The sequence below is a fragment of the Pseudomonas sp. VA159-2 genome (assembly GCF_024126635.1).
In the GTDB taxonomy this organism is placed as follows: domain Bacteria; phylum Pseudomonadota; class Gammaproteobacteria; order Pseudomonadales; family Pseudomonadaceae; genus Aquipseudomonas; species Aquipseudomonas muyukensis.
Genome location: NZ_JAMYBV010000005.1, coordinates 239980 through 256844 on the forward strand (window position 1 = coordinate 239980; position 16865 = coordinate 256844).

14 protein-coding genes are annotated in these 16865 nt (G+C 66.4%); 8 read left to right on the top strand and 6 right to left on the bottom strand.

Translation table 11 applies throughout. The features are described 5' to 3' along the window. The first annotated feature begins 20 nt into the window (after positions 1-20). From parE to NJG22_RS07385, 5 genes are all read left to right on the top strand, one after another. The gene (parE, locus tag NJG22_RS07365) at positions 21-1925 is read left to right on the top strand and encodes a DNA topoisomerase IV subunit B (protein ID WP_217852315.1); all 1905 of its coding nucleotides are present in this window, start codon (positions 21-23) and stop codon (positions 1923-1925) included. Beyond that, positions 1922-2908 carry an esterase-like activity of phytase family protein gene (locus tag NJG22_RS07370; RefSeq protein ID WP_253093421.1) on the top strand — a complete coding sequence of 329 codons (987 nt, stop codon included), beginning with the start codon at positions 1922-1924 and terminating at the stop codon, positions 2906-2908. The genes parE and NJG22_RS07370 overlap by 4 nt, the downstream gene beginning before the upstream one ends. Further along, entirely contained in the window at positions 2905-3423 is a 519-nt protein-coding gene (locus tag NJG22_RS07375) for a TIGR02281 family clan AA aspartic protease (RefSeq protein WP_217852319.1), read from the top strand. Before NJG22_RS07370 ends, NJG22_RS07375 begins: the two co-directional genes overlap by 4 nt. 10 nt (positions 3424-3433) lie before the next feature. Next, entirely contained in the window at positions 3434-5692 is a 2259-nt protein-coding gene (gene parC / locus NJG22_RS07380) for a DNA topoisomerase IV subunit A (protein WP_253093422.1), read from the top strand. A gap of 174 nt (positions 5693-5866) precedes the next feature. After that, positions 5867-6577, top strand: a complete 711-nt coding sequence (locus NJG22_RS07385) for an ABC-type transport auxiliary lipoprotein family protein (RefSeq protein WP_217852324.1) — start codon at positions 5867-5869, stop codon at positions 6575-6577. Between the two features lie 217 nt (positions 6578-6794). Here NJG22_RS07385 and NJG22_RS07390 read toward each other — a convergent pair whose 3' ends face one another. Beyond that, positions 6795-8246, bottom strand: coding sequence for a histidine kinase (locus NJG22_RS07390; protein ID WP_253093423.1), 1452 nt, complete (start codon positions 8244-8246; stop codon positions 6795-6797). A 134-nt stretch (positions 8247-8380) separates the two neighbouring features. Between NJG22_RS07390 and serB the strand changes: the two genes are divergently transcribed. After that, positions 8381-9595 carry a phosphoserine phosphatase SerB gene (gene serB, locus NJG22_RS07395; RefSeq protein WP_253093424.1) on the top strand — a complete coding sequence of 405 codons (1215 nt, stop codon included), beginning with the start codon at positions 8381-8383 and terminating at the stop codon, positions 9593-9595. A 182-nt stretch (positions 9596-9777) separates the two neighbouring features. Here serB and asd read toward each other — a convergent pair whose 3' ends face one another. The 3 genes from asd to NJG22_RS07410 are packed head-to-tail and all read right to left on the bottom strand — an operon-like array spanning position 9778 to position 13041. Further along, positions 9778-10641, bottom strand: coding sequence for an archaetidylserine decarboxylase (gene asd / locus NJG22_RS07400; RefSeq protein WP_217852331.1), 864 nt, complete (start codon positions 10639-10641; stop codon positions 9778-9780). Positions 10642-10650: 9 nt separating this feature from the next. Further along, positions 10651-11460 carry a rhodanese-like domain-containing protein gene (locus NJG22_RS07405; RefSeq protein ID WP_253093425.1) on the bottom strand — a complete coding sequence of 270 codons (810 nt, stop codon included), beginning with the start codon at positions 11458-11460 and terminating at the stop codon, positions 10651-10653. Positions 11461-11505: 45 nt separating this feature from the next. Then, the gene (locus NJG22_RS07410) at positions 11506-13041 is read right to left on the bottom strand and encodes an HDOD domain-containing protein (RefSeq protein ID WP_253093426.1); all 1536 of its coding nucleotides are present in this window, start codon (positions 13039-13041) and stop codon (positions 11506-11508) included. A 130-nt stretch (positions 13042-13171) separates the two neighbouring features. On the opposite strand from NJG22_RS07410, the gene motA reads away from it, so the two are divergent. Both motA and motB read left to right on the top strand, forming a co-directional pair. Then, positions 13172-14023, top strand: a complete 852-nt coding sequence (gene motA / locus NJG22_RS07415; protein WP_134690304.1) for a flagellar motor stator protein MotA — start codon at positions 13172-13174, stop codon at positions 14021-14023. Between the two features lie 3 nt (positions 14024-14026). Then, positions 14027-15037: a flagellar motor protein MotB gene (gene motB / locus NJG22_RS07420; RefSeq protein ID WP_253093427.1), complete on the top strand. Its 1011-nt coding sequence runs from the start codon at positions 14027-14029 to the stop codon at positions 15035-15037. 103 nt (positions 15038-15140) lie between these two features. Here the strand turns inward: motB and NJG22_RS07425 are convergent, their stop codons facing one another. Together NJG22_RS07425 and rsgA are read right to left on the bottom strand one after the other, a co-directional pair. Further along, complete coding sequence (locus NJG22_RS07425) at positions 15141-15620, bottom strand: molecular chaperone Tir (protein WP_253093428.1); 480 nt, start codon at positions 15618-15620, stop codon at positions 15141-15143. A gap of 130 nt (positions 15621-15750) precedes the next feature. Further along, positions 15751-16782 carry a small ribosomal subunit biogenesis GTPase RsgA gene (rsgA, locus tag NJG22_RS07430; protein ID WP_253093429.1) on the bottom strand — a complete coding sequence of 344 codons (1032 nt, stop codon included), beginning with the start codon at positions 16780-16782 and terminating at the stop codon, positions 15751-15753. Positions 16783-16865: the final 83 nt, after the last annotated feature.

The window sequence follows — 16865 nt, forward strand, 5'->3', positions numbered from 1 at the left end:
CAGACTGACGACGAGACCCCATGGCCAATCCCAGCGCTAGCGCCTATAACGCAGACGCCATCGAAGTCCTCTCGGGCCTTGATCCGGTCCGCAAGCGGCCGGGCATGTACACCGACACCAGCCGGCCGAACCACCTGGCCCAGGAAGTCATCGACAACAGTGTCGACGAAGCCCTGGCAGGCCATGCCCGTTCGGTACAGGTCATCCTCCACGCCGACCACTCGCTGGAAGTCAGCGACGATGGCCGCGGCATGCCGGTGGACATCCACCCCGAAGAGGGCGTGTCCGGTGTCGAGCTGATCCTCACCAAGCTGCACGCCGGCGGCAAGTTCTCCAACAAGAACTACCAGTTCTCCGGTGGCCTGCACGGCGTCGGCATCTCGGTGGTCAACGCCCTGTCGAGCCAGGTGCGCGTGCGCGTCAAGCGCGATGGCAACGAGTACCAGATGACCTTCGCCGACGGCTTCAAGGCCAGCGAGCTGGAAGTGGTCGGCAGCGTCGGCAAGCGCAACACCGGCACCAGCGTGTACTTCACCCCCGATCCGAAGTACTTCGACTCGCCGAAATTTTCCATCAGCCGCCTCAAGCATGTGCTCAAGGCCAAGGCCGTGCTGTGCCCGGGGCTGTCGATCAGCTTCGAGGACAAGGGCACCGGCGAGAAGGTCGAGTGGCACTACGAGGACGGCCTGCGCTCCTACCTGGTCGACTCGGTCAGCGAGTTCCTGCGCCTGCCTGACGAGCCGTTCTGCGGCAGCCTGGCGGGTAACAAGGAAGCCGTGGACTGGGCCCTGCTGTGGCTGCCCGAGGGCGGCGACAGCATTCAGGAAAGCTACGTCAACCTGATCCCTACCGCCCAGGGCGGCACCCACGTCAACGGCCTGCGCCAGGGCCTGCTGGATGCCATGCGTGAGTTCTGCGAATTCCGCAACCTGCTGCCACGCGGGGTCAAGCTGGCCCCCGAGGACGTCTGGGAGCGCATCAGCTTCGTGCTGTCGATGAAGATGCAGGAACCGCAGTTCTCGGGCCAGACCAAGGAGCGCCTGTCCTCCCGCGAGGCGGCGGCGTTCGTCTCCGGCGTGGTCAAGGACGCCTTCAGCCTGTGGCTCAACGCCCACCCCGAGCTGGGCATGCAACTGGCGGAGCTGGCCATCAGCAATGCTGGCCGCCGCCTGAAGGCGAGCAAGAAGGTCGAGCGCAAGCGCATCACCCAGGGCCCGGCGCTGCCGGGCAAGCTGGCCGACTGCGCCGGGCAGGACCCGATGCGCGCCGAGCTGTTCCTGGTCGAGGGCGACTCGGCCGGTGGTTCGGCCAAGCAGGCGCGGGACAAGGAATACCAGGCGATCCTGCCGCTGCGCGGCAAGATCCTCAACACCTGGGAGGTCGATGGTGGCGAGGTCCTGGCCAGCCAGGAGGTGCACAACATCGCCGTGGCCATCGGCGTCGACCCGGGCGCCAGCGACCTCAGCCAGCTGCGCTACGGCAAGATCTGCATCCTCGCCGACGCCGACTCCGACGGCCTGCACATCGCCACCTTGCTGTGCGCGCTGTTCGTCCAGCACTTCCGCCCGCTGGTCGAGGCTGGGCACGTCTACGTGGCCATGCCGCCGCTGTACCGCATCGACCTGGGCAAGGAGATCTACTACGCCCTGGACGACGCCGAGCGTGACGGCATCCTCGACCGCCTGGTCGCCGAGAAGAAGCGCGGCAAGCCGCAGGTCACCCGCTTCAAGGGCCTGGGCGAGATGAACCCGCCGCAGCTGCGCGAAACCACCATGGACCCGAACACCCGGCGCCTGGTGCAGTTGACCCTGGACGACCTGGCGGGCACCACCGAGATCATGGACATGCTGCTGGCCAAGAAACGTGCGGGCGACCGCAAGAACTGGCTGGAGACCAAGGGCAACCTGGCCGAGGTCCTGGTTTGATGCGTCTGCTGCTGGCGGCCTGCCTGGCGTTGTGCGCCCTGCAGGCCCAGGCGGACAGCTGGCCGGAGCTCAAGCTGAGCGGCGAGCACGTGGTCGAAGGCATGCGCGGTGGCAACCTGTCGGGCCTGGCGTTCTGCCGTGGTGCGTTGTGGGCGGTGTCCGACCGCGACGACGACCGCATCTACCGGCTCGACCAGGAGCCCGGCGCCTGGCGTGCCCAGCCGCTGACCTTCACCCCGCCCGAGGCGCCGGACACCGGCCTGCCCTGGGGGCTGAAGTCGCGCAACTGGGCGGCGTCCTATATCCGCGGCGGCGCGCTGGACTTCGAAGGCATCACCTGTGACCAGGCCGGTACTATCCTGATCGTCAGCGAGGCCCACGCCGCGGTGCTGCAGCTGCCGGTGGAGGGCGAGCCGGACTGGCTGCGCATCGATCAGGCCATGGTCCGCCAGGCGCGCGCCAGCGGCATGCTGCTGCACTTCAATGCGTTGTTCGAAGGCCTGGCGATCAACCCGGCGGGCGACCGCCTGTGGCTGGCTGCCGAGCGTGAGCGCCGCGGGCTGTTGTCGGTGCAGCGCCAGCAATCGGTGTGGACCTGCGGGCGCAGCTGCGTGCTGCTCAGCGAGGCCGGGGTCGAGATGCAGCCGCCGCAGTTTCCCGGCGCGCGTCCGGTAGCGCGGGATTTCGCCGACCTGGCCTGGTTCGAGGGCAAGCTGTACACCCTCGAGCGCAATGCCTACCGCCTCTGCCGGCGTGACGTCGACAGCGGCGCGGTGGAGCGCTGCTGGTCGTTCGCCGCCGAGGCTTTGCAGGACAGCCGGCGCTACGACCAGGCGTACGGCCTGGCCGAAGCCCTGGTGATCGACAAGGACGGGGCCTGGATCGGCGTGGACAACAACGACCGCCCGCGCGCCGACGGTGAAACCCGGCCGGTGGTCTGGCGCTTCGCCGCGCCGCAAGGTGGCTGGAGCGCCAAGCCGTGAGCCAGCCACCGGGCAAGCGTGCGGGCAGGATATTGATGATCGTCGCCTGGGCGGCGGCGATGTTTCTTGCCACGCGTTTTTTCGGCCAGTGGCAAGACCGCCAGCAGAACCCCAATAGCGTGGTGCAGAGCGAACAGGGCGACGGCTTCATCGAAGTGCGCCTGCTGAGCAATGGCCAGGGGCATTTCGTCGCCGACGGCGCGATCAATGGCCGCGTGGTGCATTTCATGCTCGATACCGGCGCTACCGACGTGGCGATCCCCGAGGCCCTGGCCCGCGACCTGGACCTGGCCCGTGGCGCACCGGTGCAACTAAGCACCGCCAACGGCCGCACCGAAGGCTACCGCACCCGGCTCGACAGCCTGCGCCTGGGTGACATCCACCTGCGCGACGTGCGCGCGCTGGTGGTGCCCGGCCTGGATGGCCAGGCCGTGCTGCTGGGCATGAGTGCCCTGAAACAACTTGAATTTACCCAGCGCGGCGGCACCATGCTGCTGCGCCAGAACCTGAAATGACGAGGCCCGCATGAGCGACTCACTCGAACTCAGTCTCGAAGGCGTCGAACGCCGTTCCCTGGCTGACTTCACCGAACAGGCCTACCTCAACTACTCCATGTACGTGATCATGGATCGCGCCCTGCCGCACATCGGCGACGGCCTCAAGCCGGTGCAACGGCGCATCGTCTATGCCATGAGCGAGCTGGGGCTCGACGCCGACTCCAAGCACAAGAAGTCGGCGCGTACCGTCGGCGACGTGCTCGGCAAGTTCCACCCCCACGGCGACTCGGCGTGCTACGAGGCCATGGTGCTGATGGCCCAGCCGTTCAGCTATCGCTACACCCTGGTCGACGGCCAGGGCAACTGGGGGGCGCCGGACGATCCGAAGTCGTTCGCCGCCATGCGTTACACCGAGGCGCGCCTGTCGCGCTACTCCGAGGTGCTGCTCAGCGAGCTGGGCCAGGGCACTGTCGACTGGGTGCCGAACTTCGACGGCACCTTGCAGGAGCCGGCCGTGCTGCCGGCGCGCCTGCCGAACATCCTGCTCAACGGCACCACCGGCATCGCCGTGGGCATGGCCACCGACGTGCCGCCGCACAACCTGCGGGAGGTGGCCAGCGCCTGCGTGCGCCTGCTCGACGAGCCCAAGGCCACCCTCGAGCAGCTCTGTGAGCACATCCAGGGGCCGGACTACCCGACCGAAGCCGAGATCGTCACCCCGCGCGCCGACATCCTGAAGATGTACGAAAGCGGCAAGGGTTCGATCCGCATGCGCGCGGTGTACCGCATCGAGGATGGCGACATCGTCGTCACCGCGCTGCCGCACCAGGTCTCCGGGGCCAAGGTGCTGGAGCAGATCGCCGCGCAGATGCAGGCCAAGAAGCTGCCGATGGTCGCCGACCTGCGCGACGAATCGGACCACGAGAACCCTTGCCGCATCGTCATCATCCCGCGCTCCAACCGGGTGGACGCCGCCGAGCTGATGCAGCACCTGTTCGCCACCACCGACCTGGAAAGCACCTACCGGGTCAACGTCAACATCATCGGCCTCGACGGCCGGCCGCAGCTGAAGAACCTGCGCCAGCTGCTGCTGGAGTGGCTGGAGTACCGGGTCGGCACCGTTCGTCGTCGCCTGCAGCACCGCCTGGACAAGGTCGAGCGGCGCCTGCACCTGTTGGATGGCTTGCTCACCGCGTTCCTCAACCTGGATGAAGTGATCCACATCATCCGTACCGAGGAGCACCCCAAGCAGGCGTTGATCGCCCGCTTCGACCTGACCGAGATCCAGGCCGACTACATCCTCGAGACGCGCCTGCGCCAGCTGGCCCGCCTGGAAGAGATGAAGATCCGTGGCGAGCAGGACGAACTGCTCAAGGAACAGAAGCGCCTGACCACCCTGCTGGGCAGCGACGCCAAGCTGCGCAAGCTGGTGCGCAGCGAGCTGCTCGAGGACGCCGAGACCTACGGCGACGAGCGCCGCTCGCCGATCGTCGAGCGTGCCGAGGCCAAGGCCCTGTCGGAAAACGAGCTGATGCCGACCGAGCCGGTCACCGTGGTGCTGTCGGAAAAAGGCTGGGTGCGCTGCGCCAAGGGCCACGATATCGACGCCACGGGGCTGTCGTACAAGGCGGGCGACGGCTTCAAGGCCGCCGCTGCCGGCCGCTCCAACCAGTTCGCGGTGCTGATCGACTCCACCGGGCGCAGCTACTCGCTGGCCGCCCATAGCCTGCCGTCGGCCCGTGGCCAGGGCGAGCCGCTGACCGGTCGCCTGACGCCGCCGCCGGGTGCCACCTTCGAGTGCGTGCTGCTGCCCGACGACGATGCGCTGTACGTGGTGGGCTCCGATGCCGGTTACGGCTTCGTGGTCAAGGGCGAGGACCTGCAGGCCAAGAACAAGGCCGGCAAGGGCCTGCTCAGCCTGCCCAATGGCGCCAAGGTCATGACCCCGCGCCCGGTGTCCAATCGCGAGCAGGATTGGCTGGCCGCGGTGACCACCGAGGGCCGCCTGCTGGTGTTCAAGGTGGCCGACCTGCCGCAACTGGGCAAGGGCAAGGGCAACAAGATCATCGGCGTGCCGGGCGACCGGGTGGCCAGCCGCGAAGAGTATGTCACCGACCTGGCGGTGATCAGCGAGGGGGCGACCTTGGTATTGCAGGCCGGCAAGCGTACGCTGTCGCTCAAGCCGGATGACCTGGAGCATTACAAGGGTGAGCGAGGGCGGCGCGGTAGCAAATTGCCACGTGGCTTCCAGCGCGTCGATGCCCTGCTGGTGGACCCCCCCGCTTGATTGAATGGGCCCTCCGCAGCGGCGCTTTCGGCGCCGCTTCGGGCGGAAATGCTGGAGTCTGGCGACTATTTCGCGGATGATAGTGCCCTTGCGGCGCCGGCGTGGCCGAGTGCCCGATTGAATCTACACGAGTATCACTGCGGTCTGTCCGTGACGACCGCCTGGATGGGATGAATGAAATTTCTGCGCCTTCCATTTGCGCTGCTGATGACTGGCTTGCTGGGCCTGAGCGGGTGCAGCATGCACCAGCCGGTCGCCCTGTATCAGCTTGACAGCGGTGAACCCGGCCAGCCGACCCAGGCTGCGGGCATGGCGGTGGTGCTTGGCCCCGTGTCGGTGGCCGACTACCTGCAACGCGAAACCTTCTTGCAGCGCCAGACCGATGGCAGCCTGACCGCGGCGACCGACGGTCGTTGGGCCGGCAGCCTTTCGTCGGATATCGACCAGTTGCTGGTACGCCAGCTGGCATGGCGCCTGGACAGCCAGCGCGTGGTCCTGGCACCGGCCAGCGCCGGCTTCACCCCGGACGTGCAGGTGCTGCTGTCGATCACCCGCCTGGACTCCGGCAAGGACCAGCCCGCAATCCTCGACGCCCAGTGGCGTGTGCTCGATCGCCGTGGCCAGGTGCGTGACAACCGCATCGTCCACCTCGAGCAGCCGCATGCTGGCAGCGAGTCGGCCCAGGTCCAGGCCCAGGGGCAGTTGCTGCAAAAGCTGGCCGAACAGCTGAGCACGGCGGTCAAGCCGCTGGCCAACCAGCCGGCCATCGCCGAAGAGGCTCCGCGCAAGCAGGCCGCGCCGGTGCAGGTGAAGAAAGAACCGGAGAAGCCGAAGATCCCGATGGCCTCGCCGATTCGCACCGATATGGAAGTGTTCCGCTTCTGATATCCGCAGCCACAAAAAAGCCCGCAGCGATGCGGGCTTTTTTGTGGACTGTGCACGATCCCCTGTAGGAGCGGCCTTGCCGAGGCGTCGTACCGGTCGGAAAGGGCTGCGTAGCAGCCCCAGGATCTCCAGTGTTGATGCCAAGATTGCTGGGGCCGCTCTGCGGCCCTTTCGCGACACAAGGCCGCTCCTACAGGGAGCGCACAACCTCTAAATCTCAGGCGCGGTGCTCGTCCATCCGCGCCAGCTGGCGCTCGAGCATCGACGGGTACGGCTCCATCAGGCGCTCCACGCAGCAGGCGCCCTCGGGGCTGGCGATCGGGCGGATGCGGGCGCGCTGGCGTACCAGGGCATCATCGCTGATGCGCCGCTCCACCAGCAGCAGGTTGCGGCTGTGCTGCGACAGGGCCAGGGCGTCCTGAGCCTGCTCGGTCATCAACAGCTCGACCTGGTCCAGGCCCTGCAGGTCGTCGGCCAGCACCAGGCCCAGTTGCAGTTGCAGGGTGATGCCGCTGTCGGCCACCTCGATCTGCAGGGCATGACCCAGGGCGCGCAGCAGTTCGCCGCAGCAGATGGCGTTGGTCAGGTAGTCTTCGCCGCTGTCACGGCTGTGGAACAACAGCAGGGTGCTGCCGTCGTTGAGGGTGTGGATTTCCCCTTCGTACAACGAGGCGGCCTGGTCCAGGCAGTCACGGTAGCGCTCCAGCAGCTCGGTCAGGCGCGTGCGCGGCAGGCGTCGCAGCTGCTCCTGGGAACCTAGCTGCACGGCCAGCACGGCGCTGTGCTGCGGCTCGTCGGACTCGACCACGGCCGGCTTGGCCGGTTCGCTCTGCGCGTCCATCAGGTCGGCGAAGGCGTCGTCGTCCTCCTCCTGGGACTGAGGCTGGGCCACGGCCGTCGCCCGCGGCGCCGGCTTGGCGGCGGGCAGGTCGTCGAAGTCGTCTTCCTCGTCCTCGATTTCCGGCTCCGGCGGCGGCGGCGGGGCCAGGCGCGCATGCAGTTGGCGGGCGAGGTCGCCGATTTCGTCCTGGCGGTCGATGGCCGGGGTGTAGGGGTGTGGGTCGCGCAGCCATACGCGCAGTTGCAGCAGCGGCGTGGAGATGAAGCGACCCAGGCGCAGGCTCAGGGTCAGCGCCAGGGCCAGCAGAATGGCGGCAAGGATGCCCATGCTCTGCAGGCTGATCAGCATCGGCTGCTGGAACTGGCTCATGTCCAGGCTGATACGTAGCTGGCCGGCGGTCACGTCCTGGAAGGTGATCTTGGTCTGGTACACGCCTTCGGCTTCGCCCAGCAGGCTGTTGCGCGGACGCTGGCCGGCCTCGGCGAGGATTCGGCTGTCGACGCTGTAGATGGCGGCGTGGGCCACCAGCGGGTTCTTCACCAGGTTGCCGAGCAGCACGTTGAGGCTGAGGATGTCGTTGGACACCAGCAGTTCGGTCGCCGAGGTGGCTGTCTGCGTGGTCAGGCTCTGACCCACGGCGTCGGCCTGCTCATGCATGGCCTGCTTGAACTGCAGGCCCATGACGCAGGCATAGATCACCAGCGCCAGGGCCACCAGGAAAATATTGTGGCTGGCGATACGCAGGGCCAGGGGGATTCGGCGCTGGCTCAGGGCTCGGTAGATCATCAGGAAGAAGTTGTCGGGTTTGACGGGCGTGGGCCGGTTCACAGAGCGCGGCTCTTCATGGCGAGAAAGTTGCTGCGCAGTATAGCGATACGTGTTTTGTCGGCAAAGTGGCGTTGGCACCCGATGGTCACGGAAAATCGGTAGAATGCGCATTTTCATCGAGTTGGAGCCCGGTCTTGCGCGAAATCGTCCTGATCAACATCACTGGGGAAGACCGTCCAGGTCTTACCGCGGCCATCACCGGCGTCCTGCTCCAGGGCGGTGTGAACATTCTCGACATCGGCCTGGCGGTGATGCACGGCACGCTGTCGTTCGGCATCCTGGTCGACATTCCCGACAACGAAGTGGCCACCGCGCTGCTGCAGAGCGTGCAGGCCAAGGCCCACGAGCTGAACCTGCAGGCGCGCTACACGCCGATTTCCGAGGCCGACTACCAGCACTGGGCCGACAGCCAGGGCGAGGCCCGCCATATCGTCACCCTGCTCAGCCGCCGGATCACCCCGCAGCAGTTGCAGCGGGTCAGCGCGATCATCAGCCAGTCCGGCCTGACCATCGAGCGCATCGAGCGCCTGTCGGCACGGGTGGCGCTGGATGCGCCGAGCGAGAAGGGCAAGTCGGCCCTGGAAATTTCCGTGCGGGGCGAGCCAGGCGACGCCCAGGCCCTGCGGGCGCAGTTCTTCGCGCTGTCCGAGGAATTGAACATCGACATCGCCTTCCAGCGTGACGACCTGTTCCGCCGCAATCGCCGCCTGGCGGTGTTCGACATGGACTCGACGCTGATCGAGGCCGAGGTGATCGACGAGCTGGCCAAGGCTGCCGGGGTTGGCGAGCAAGTGGCGGCGATCACCGAGCGCGCCATGCGCGGCGAGCTGGACTTCCGCGCCAGCTTCAAGGAGCGCATGGCGCTGCTCAAGGGCCTGGATGTCGGCGTGCTCGACCAGATCGGCGCCTCGCTGCGCCTGACCGAGGGCGCCGAGCACCTGTTCGCCGAGCTCAAGCGCCTGGGCTACAAGACTGCGATCCTCTCTGGCGGCTTCTCCTACTTCGCCAAGCAGGTGCAGGCGCGCCTGGGCATCGACTATGTGTTCGCCAATGAGCTGGAAGTGGTCGATGGCAAGGTGACCGGCGTTGCCGTCGAGCCGATCGTCGACGCCCAGCGCAAGGCTGACTTGCTGCAGCAGCTGGCCAGCGAAGAAGGCCTGCAACTGGAGCAGACGATAGCCGTGGGCGATGGCGCCAACGACCTGCCGATGCTGTCGCTGGCCGGCCTGGGCGTGGCGTTCCGCGCCAAGCCGCTGGTGCGTCAGTCGGCCAAGCAGGCGATCTCGACCCTGGGCCTGGACGGTGTGCTTTATCTGCTCGGCGTGCGTGATCGCGAAGCGCGCGCTTGATCTGGATCCCTGGGGCCGCGTTGCGGCCCGTTCGCGGCACAAGGCCGCTCCTACAGATGATCGCGTACCCCTGTAGGAGCGGCCTTGCGTCGCGAAAGGAGGGCGAAGCCCTCCCAGCAATCCCAAGGTAAAAAAAGCCCTGCATGACTTGAATCATGCAGGGCTTTTTTATTAGCGGATGGTCAGGCCTGGCTCGGCTGCGCCAGCAACTCACCCATGCGCACGGCGGAGCCGGCGCCGAGGCTCTCGGCCCACTTCACCTGCTCTGGCCCGAACAGCACGATGGCGGTGGAGCCCAGCTTGAAGCGGCCCAGTTCGGCGCCTTTTTCCAGGTGGATTGGCGCACGGCTGGCGTCGTCGTAGCGGAAGGTCTTCAGCTCACGCTTCGGTGGCGTGACCAAACCGGCCCAGACGGTCTCGATCGAGGCAACGATCATCGCGCCGACCAGGACCACGGCCATCGGCCCGCGCTCGGTGTCGAACAGACACACCACGCGCTCGTTGCGGGCGAACAGCTCAGGCACGTTCTCGGCGGTGGTCTGGTTGACCGAGAACAGCCGGCCCGGCACGTAGACCATCTCGCGCAGGGTGCCGGCCAGCGGCATGTGCACGCGATGGTAGTCCTTGGGCGACAGGTAGATGGTGGCGAATTCGCCACCCATGAACGGCGCGGCCAGGGCCGGGTCGCCGCCCAGCAGCTCCAGGGCGCTGTAGCCGTGGCCCTTGGCCTGGAAGATGCGACCATGCTCGATCGGGCCGAGCTGGCTGACCGCGCCGTCGGCCGGGCAGAGCACCGCGCCAGGGGTTTCGTCCAGCGGCCGGGCACCGGGCTTGAGGGCGCGGGTGAAGAAGGCGTTGAAGTGCTCGTAGGCACTGAGGTCTTCGACCAGCGCCTCGGACATGTTCACCTGGTAGCGCTTGGCGAACCAGGCGGTGAAGGCGTTCTTGAACCAGCGCGCGCGGCACTCGGCGACGCAGCCGGCCAGCCGCGACAGCAGGTGGTGCGGCAGCAGGTACTGGCTGATGATGAACAAACGGGATTTCATTGAGTGTCCTTAAACTTCGACGGGCGTGTCGGGGTGGTTGCCCCATTCGCCCCAGGAACCGGCGTAGCCCTTGACCCGCGGGTAGCCGAGGGCCTTGGCCACGAGGTAGGTGAAACCGGAGCGGTGGTGAGTCTGGCAATGGGTGATCACTTCCTTGTCGGGGGTGATGCCCAGGTTTTGCAGGACTTCGGCGATGTCCTTGCGGATGCGCAGGTGGTCGTTGAGGTCCATGCCGGCGGTCCACTCGAAGTTGATCGCGCCGGGAATGTGCCCACCCTTGGCCGCGAGCACCTTCTCGCCGCTGTACTCCAGCGGCCCGCGAGCGTCCCAGATGACCAGGTCGGCGGCGCCCAGGCGGCTTTGCAGGTATTCGCGGGTGGCGGTGGGCTCCGGGTGCAGTCGCAGGCTCACCGCGCCGCCCATGCTGGCGGGCACCTCGATGGACAGTTTGTCCGCTGGCCAGGCCTGTATGCCGCCGTTCAGGTAGTGGTAGCGCTGGTGGCCAATCACGTCGAGCAACCAGATGAAACGGCCGGCCCAGCCGCCGCCTTCGTCGTCGTAGACCACGTAGACCGCATCGTCGCGATGACCGAGTTCGGCGAACAGCTTTTCCAGGTCGGCGCGTGCCGGCAGCAGGCCAGGCGCTGGTGGTTGCCCCAGCTGGGTGCGCTTGGGATCGACGAAGCGCGCCCCGGGGATGTGGCCGCTGCCATAGCGGTTGACGCTGGTCAGGTCGACCAGGATCAGTTGCGGCGATTCCAGGCGCGGCAGCAGGTCCTCGGCTTCGATCACCAGGGGCAAGCCGGAAAAGTCAGTCATCCACGGTCTCCAGGGTGCAAAGGGGGCGATTGTAGCGCAAGGCAATCATGAATGGCGGTTGCCGAAGAGGGCCAGGGCGCGCTCGATGCATTGCACGGTTTTACCGAACGCCTGCACGCTGACATCGGCCAGCGGTTTGCCGTCCTGGTCGGCCACTGCCAGCATCAGCACCTGGTCGCCGACCGCCAGCGAGCGCAGCAGCAGGTGCTCGCTGCGGAAGAACGCGCGCAAGGGCGCCGGCAGCAGCGCGGTGAACTGGGCGTGGTTGTCCGGTGTCAGGCGCAATTGCCCGGCCTTGCTCATCAGTTTCTGCAGGAGTTTGTTCTGCGCGATCGGCAACGCAATGACGCCGGCTTCCTTGGGCAGGCCCGCAGTCTGCTGCACCCTCAGGTAGTCGGTAGCCTTGTCCAGGCTCAGCAGCATCAGGCGCTGCATGCCGCACGCCAGCAGCGCTTCGCGGGCCTGCGTGGCCAGGTGCACGGTATTGCTGAACGGGCTCGGCTGGGCGAGCAGTTCCTGGCACAGCGTGCGCCAGCGGCCGAGGTCCTCGGTGCTGGGTGGCGGTGGCGTGAGCATGTCCGGGTGCGGGCGGCGCTGGTGCCAAGGCCAGATCAGTGCCTCGGCCGGGTGGAACAGGGCATGGCGGGCATGGTGGCGGGCACTCGCCGCGGCCTGCTGGTGCACCTGCTGCTGGACGTCGTCCAGGCTGGTTTGCAGGTACAGCGCGGTGAGCAGCTGCCAGCGCAGCAGGTGCGGGTTGTCCCAACCGACCTGGGCGGCCAGGGCCAGGCCGTTGGCCAGCAGCACGGTGTTCGGCGGCTGGTTGAACCAGCGGCGCAGGGCCGGCTCGTCATCCAGGCGCTGCTGCTGCGCCAGTGGCTCCTGTTCGCGGGCGATGGCCAGCACCTGGGCCAGTTGCTCGCGCTCTTCGAGCAGCAGGCGATAGCCCTGGATGACCCACTCGGGCAGGCGCCAGTGTTCGGCCAGGCGGCGGCACAGCAGCATCAGGCGCACCCCGAACAGCTCCTGCTCGACCACGGCGGCGTCCTCGCCCTTGTGGATGACCCGCAGTTCCCAGGTGTCGAGCAGCTTGGGGTAGGCCAGGGCCAGTGGCCACATCGGCGAAAGGAACAGCAGGCTGCCCCAGTGGATCTCCTGCCACAGCCGCGCCAGGCGGCTGGCGAACAAACCATTGGCCTGCTGCGTGGCGTGCTGGCTGATCAACAGGAACTGGCGCAACACCGGCGGAATGTCATCGCCCGGCAGCGCGGGCAGGCGCGCCAGCAACTGGCCGGTGCGGGCCAGGCCCAGGCGGTTGAGGGCGATTTCCAGGCTTTCGGCGGGCTCGGCCTGGCTGGCATTGGCCGAATGGTTGGCCTCGCGCATCACGCACAGCACCAGCGCGGGGCTATCCTGCATCAGTTCGGCAATGTCGCGCAGGGATCGACGGCTGTCGTTGATGGCCTGCAGAACACGGTCGTGGCTGTCTTTGGGCACGGGTACCCGAACCCCGTCGAGCAGCTTTACCCAGGCCTCTAGACTCGACGGAACCTGACTTGGCACCTTGGTTTCAATTGGCATATTGACATCAGTCCGAACTGGCTTTTCGCAATGAGTGGCTATAGTCTGGCGCAGTTCTGCCGATAAGTAGAAGAAGAGTTTTCAAGCTTCCGTTCCCCATCCTGACCACGACAGCAAGTGCTTCCAACTTATGGCTAAAATTATCGGCATCATCGTCGTATTCGCGAGCGTGCTCGGCGGCTACGTGCTTTCCCACGGCAAGATCGCGGCCCTGATCCAACCGTTCGAGGTGCTGATCATCGGCGGCGCGGCCTTTGGTGCGTTCCTCCAGGCCAACCCTGGTTACATGACCATGCATGTGATCAAGAAGTCGCTGAAGATGTTCGGCACCCGTTTCACCCACACCTTCTACCTGGAAGTGCTGGGCCTGGTGTACGAGATCCTCAACAAGAGCCGTCGTGAAGGCATGATGGCCATCGAGGGCGACATCGAGGACGCGGCGGCCAGCCCGATCTTCGCCAAATACCCCGCGGTGCTCGGCGATGAGCGCATGACTGCATTCATCTGCGACTACCTGCGCATCATGTCCACCGGCAACATGGCACCCCACGAGCTCGAAGGGCTGTTCGACATGGAGCTGCTGAGCATGAAGGAAGAGCTCGAGCACCCGTCGCACGCGGTCACCGGTATCGCCGACGGCATGCCCGGCTTCGGTATCGTCGCGGCGGTACTGGGCATCGTGGTGACCATGGCCTCGCTGGGGGACGGCGACCAGAAGTCCATCGGCCTGCACGTGGGTGCGGCGCTGGTCGGTACCTTCTTCGGTATTCTTGCCGCCTACGGCTTCTTCGGCCCGCTGGCCAACTCCCTGCGCCACGACGCCAAGGAAGAGCTGAACGTCTACGAGGCGATCAAGGCCTCGCTGGTGGCTTCGGCCTCCGGCATGCCGCCGTCGCTGGCCGTGGAATTCGGGCGCAAGGTGCTGTTCCCGGCGCACCGTCCGAGCTTCGCCGAGCTGGAACAAGCAGTACGCGGTCGCTAAGCCATGGAGAACAATCAGCCCATCATCGTCAAGCGCGTCAAGCGCTTTGGCGACGGCCACCACGGCGGGGCCTGGAAGATCGCCTTCGCCGACTTCGCCACGGCGATGATGGCGTTCTTCCTCGTGCTGTGGCTGCTGTCCACCGCCACCCCCGAGCAGAAGATCGCCATCGCCGGCTACTTCAAGGACCCGATCGGTTTCTCCGAGAGCGGCACGCCGTACATCATCGACCTGGGCGGCACGCCGCAGCTGGCGCCGGAAAAGACCATCAACCCGGAAGAGAAGTCCGAGCCGACGCCTGATACCAGCCTGCAGCTGGACAAGGACAAGGTCGAGACCCTGGCCGAGCAGGTCGAGCGCGAACGCTTGGAGCTGTTGCTGCAAGAATTGCAGAACAAGGTCGAGGAAAATCCGCAGCTGCAGAAGTTCAAGGACCAGATCCTGTTCGAGATCACCCAGGACGGCCTGCGCATCCAGATCATGGATGCCGAGAACCGGCCGATGTTCGACCTGGGCAGCGCGCGCCTGCAGCCGTACTTCGAGGACATCCTGCTGGCGATGGCCGATACCATCAAGGCGGTGCCGAACAAGATCAGCATCAGTGGCCATACCGACGCCAAGCCGTATTCCGGCACGGGTGACTTCGGCAACTGGGAGCTGTCGGCCAACCGCGCCAACGCTGCCCGTCGGGCGCTGGTAGCCGGTGGCTATCCGGACGAGCAGGTGGCGCGGGTGGTCGGCTATGCGTCGTCGTCGCTGTTCGATCGAGCCAACCCGTTCAACCCGGTCAACCGGCGCATCGATATCATCGTCCTGACCAAGAAGGCCCAGCGCGATATCGAAGGCGAGCAAGGCACGCCAGAGAAGACCCCGCCGGCCGCTGTCGCGCCGCCTGCCGACGCTGCAGCCGCGCCAGGTGCGGGTGATGCGCCGATGCAGCCGCGCGAGTTGCGCCAGAAGCTGAACATCTTCGAGGATGGTGTGTTGAAGATGGACGAGGCCAAGGACCAGTAAGGACGCCGTAGGCGCCAGCTGTGCTGGCGCATCCAGGCGCTGCGCGGGATGACACCGGCTGTGCCGGTGTTCGCCGGCAAGGCCGGCTCCTACGGGGGCCACACTAGAATCCGCGCCTGATCTTGGCCTTGAGGTCGGCATGGAAGAAGTCGGCATTGTCGCGGTCCGCGGCACTGCCCCGCGGCAGCGCTGCTTGCATCCCCCGGCCGAATGTCTGCTCGTCGTGGTAGGCCCGGACGAATAGGTCGATATGCCCGCGATCGCGCATGACCGGCCATTTGCCCAGGCGTTCAGGCACTTCCCCCGGGCTGCCCAGATAGAAGCTCACCCGTCGGCCGGTCATCGCGGCGGCGCCCAGCAGCCAAGCCGTCCACCAGCCTTCCTGGTCGCCTGCGGCCAGCACTCCGACCCAATGCGTGGCATCGGCCATCTGCTGGCAAAAGCCGCCATGCAGGTCGTCGAAGGTCTGCCCTTGGCTGTCGAACCGCACCAGTTGCGTGGGGATGCCTTCGAGCAGCAGGCGTTCGTTGAGAATGAAGGCGTCGAGCCGCTCTGCGTGGCGATAGCTGATGAAGACCGGCATTGGCGTTGTCCTCCCTGATCCAGGCCGACAAGCCATGACCATCGAGGAAAGCCAGGAGCAGGACAATAGGTGTCGGCAAAACCGGAGCGGTCTTACGCCGCTCGGTAATGCATCCTACATTCGCGCGGGGTTAGTAGCTGTCTTCCGGCAGGCTGGCGATGATCGAGCGATAGCTGTTCATGCGTTGCTGTGTGACGCTGCCGTCCTCGAGGGCCTTCAACAGCGCGCAGCCCGGCTCGCGGTCGTGCTTGCAGTCGCGGAAGCGGCAGTTGCCGATGAGCTCGCGGAACTCGATGAAGCCATCTTCGACGTCATCACGGCTGACGTGGCCGAGGCCGAACTCACGGATGCCCGGCGAGTCGATCAGGTCGCCACCGTTGGGGAAGTGGTACAGGCGCGCGGTGGTGGTGGTGTGGGTACCCTGGCCGGACCACTCCGAGAGGTCGCCGACCCGGGTGCCGGCCTCGGGCAGCAGGCTGTTGACCAGTGACGACTTGCCCACGCCCGATTGCCCGACGAACACGCTGATATGGCCGTCGAGCGTCTGTTGCAGGCGTTGCATGCCGTCGCCCTGGTGCGCTGAGACCTCCAGCAGCGGATAGCCCAGGCCACGGTACACCGCGAGCATGGCATGCAGGGTCGGGCCGTTGTCGGCGTCGATCAGGTCGGCCTTGTTCAGCAGCAGCAGCGGGCGGATGCCGGCATGTTCGGCGGCCACCAGGTAGCGGTCGATCAGGTTGGGGTGCGGCTCGGGGGCTGGGGCGAAGACGATGACGATCAGGTCGACGTTGGCCGCCACCGGCTTGAGCTGCCCATGGTTGTTCGGCCGGCACAGCTCGGTGCTGCGCGGCATTTGCGCGACGATCACGCCGATGCCCTGGTTGCCGGCGCGCCAGACCACGCGGTCGCCGGTGACCAGCGCCGGCAGGTTGGCCCGCAGGTGGCAACGGAAGACCTGGCCGGCGGCTTCGCCGTCCTGGGCCTCGACCTCGACCTGCACACCGAAGTGGGCGATCACCAGGCCCAGTTGCTCTGGCCCCAGGTCGCCGCCCTCCAGCTCTTGCAACACGTGCTGCTCGCGTTTGGCGGCGCGGGCGGCGCGTTCACCCTGGATCTTTTCGATGCGCCAGTTCTGGCGGCGGTTGAGCTGGCGTTTGGCCATGAAGGTTCCGTGTCGGCGGGGCAGAAAGAAAACGGCGGCAGTTTAGCACGCTACGCCCATGAGCCGCCTGGCTAGGCTAATAT